Here is a 2151-nt window from a genome sequence, read left to right as displayed (position 1 = left end):
GTAGAAGGGGCGGCCCCGCCCCGCCGCGGCCTACAGCCTCGGGCTGGAGCTCACCGGCGACGCCACCATCGCGGAGCTCAACCAGACCTGGCGCCAGCACAGCGGCCCCACCGACGTGCTGGCCTTCGCCGCCCAGGAGGAGGCGCCACCGGCCCCGGCGGGGGCGGAGCCGGACTGGCTGGAGCTGGGCGACATCGTCATCTCCCTCGACACGGCCCGGCGGCAGGCCGAGGCGGCAGGCCACGACCTGAGGGAGGAACTGCTGTTCCTGGCCAGCCACGGCCTGCTGCACCTGCTGGGCTGGGATCACCCCGATGAGGGCAGCCTGGAGGCGATGCTGGCCCGGCAGAGCGCCCTGCTGGCGGCGTCCCCCTCCTGACAGGGGCTGTTCCCAGCGGCCATCGGCGGTAGGGTGCCGCTTGTCCCTCCAACGGCGGTGCGATGCCGATGCTCGTTCCCGAGGAACATCCGCCGGCCCTCCGCGAAGTGACCAGCGACGTGAGCAGCGACGTGCATCGCCGCGGCAGGCGCCTGCGGGTGGGGGCGTGGAAGGTGGCCGGCGACCTGCCGGCGAGCTTCCGCTACGCCGCCCAGGGGCTGGCCTACGGCTTCGCCAGCCAGCGCAACTTCCGCATCCACGTGTTCACCGGTGTGGTGGTGTTCGGCCTGGGGCTGTGGCTGCGCCTGGCTGCCGACCGCCTGGCCGTGCTGGTGCTCACGGTGGCGGCGGTGCTGGTGCTGGAGCTGCTCAACACCGCTACCGAGGCCGTGGTGGATCTGGCCATCGGCCGCCAGTTCCACCCCCTGGCCCGCATCGCCAAGGACTGCGCCGCCGCCGCCGTGCTCGTCGCCGCCCTCTCGTCGCTGCTGATCGCCCTGCTGCTGCTCGTGCCCCCCCTGCTGATCCGCCTCGGCGTCTAGACCATCCCCATGCTCCTGGTCCTCGACAACTACGACAGCTTCACCTTCAACCTGGTCCAGTACCTGGGTGAACTGGCCGCCGACCACCCCCTGGCCGCCGAGGTGCGGGTGGAGCGCAACGACGCCCTCGACCTGGAGCAGATCCGGGCCCTCGACCCGGCGGCGATCCTGATCTCCCCGGGCCCCGGCGACCCGGACCAGGCCGGGGTCTGCCTGGAGGTGCTTCGTGAGCTGGGGCCCACCGTGCCGGTGCTGGGGGTGTGCCTGGGTCACCAGTGCCTGGCCCAGGTGTTCGGCGGGCGGGTGGTGCGGGCCGGCGAGCTGATGCACGGCAAGACCTCACCGGTCCACCACCGGGGCGCCGGGGTGTTCGAAGGCCTGCCCGAGCCCCTCACCGCCACCCGCTACCACAGCCTGATCGCCGAGCGGGACACCCTGCCCGACTGCCTGGAGATCACCGCCTGGCTGGAGGACGGCACGATCATGGGCCTGCAGCACCGGGAGCATCCCCACCTGCAGGGGGTGCAGTTCCACCCGGAGAGCGTGCTCACCCAGGCCGGTCACCAGCTGCTGGCCAATTTCCTGCGCCAGGCCTCCCACTGCTAGTTTCGCGCCACATCCCGGGCCCGGTGGGGCCAGACGCGACTCCATGGTTGACCCCACCAGCCGGTCCGCGACAGCGCTGACCGGATCCCCGACCGCGTTGCGCAGGCCCACCACCACGGCCCTGCGCCTGGGGGCGGGCCTGGCCCTGGCGGCCGGACTCACCCTGCCGCTGCCGGCCCTGGCCCAGAAGGGCGGCGGCGTCTCGATCACCCACCTGGGACACAGCGCCGTGCTGATCCAGGGGGGGGGCGCCCGGGTGCTGGTCAACCCGTTCCAGGCCGTGGGCTGCGCCGCCGGCCTGCCCGTGCCCCGCGTCAGCGCCGATGTGATCCTGGCCAGCAGCCTGCTCAAGGATGAGGGCGCCCAGGTGGCCAGCGGCAAGTTCCTGGTGAAGCCGGGCTCCTACCGACTCGCCGGCCTGCAGATCGAGGGCATCGCCGTGCCCCACGACCGGGTGGGCGGCCGCCGGTTCGGCAGGTCCACGCTCTGGCGCTGGCGCCAGGGTGGCCTCGACATCGCCCACCTCGGCGGCACCGCCGGCCCCCTCGCCCCCGCCGACCGGGTGCTGCTGGGACGCCCGGATGTGCTGATCATCGGCGTGGGCGGCGGCGGCAAGGTCTACAC

At 73.3% G+C, this 2151-nt stretch carries 3 protein-coding genes and 1 pseudogene; all 4 read left to right on the top strand.

Going from position 1 to position 2151, the window contains the following annotated elements; genetic code table 11:
• Nucleotides 1–22: 22 nt before the first annotated feature.
• Nucleotides 23–379: pseudogene (ybeY, locus tag VB737_RS06645) on the top strand (rRNA maturation RNase YbeY); the annotation flags it as partial.
• Between the two features lie 68 nt (nt 380–447).
• Entirely contained in the window at nt 448–921 is a 474-nt protein-coding gene (locus tag VB737_RS06640; protein WP_500312148.1) for a diacylglycerol kinase family protein, read from the top strand.
• Between the two features lie 9 nt (nt 922–930).
• Nucleotides 931–1527, top strand: coding sequence for an anthranilate synthase component II (locus tag VB737_RS06635; protein WP_500312147.1), 597 nt, complete (start codon nt 931–933; stop codon nt 1525–1527).
• Nucleotides 1528–1570: 43 nt separating this feature from the next.
• Nucleotides 1571–2151 (top strand): MBL fold metallo-hydrolase (locus VB737_RS06630; RefSeq protein WP_500312146.1); only part of this gene is annotated, 581 nt, incomplete at its 3' end.

It is taken from the genome of Synechococcus sp. BA-120 BA3 (assembly GCF_034931285.1).
GTDB lineage: Bacteria > Cyanobacteriota > Cyanobacteriia > PCC-6307 > Cyanobiaceae > Cyanobium.
The sequence above is the reverse complement of the archived record's forward strand: the minus strand, read 5'-3'. Positions and strand labels throughout refer to the sequence as shown.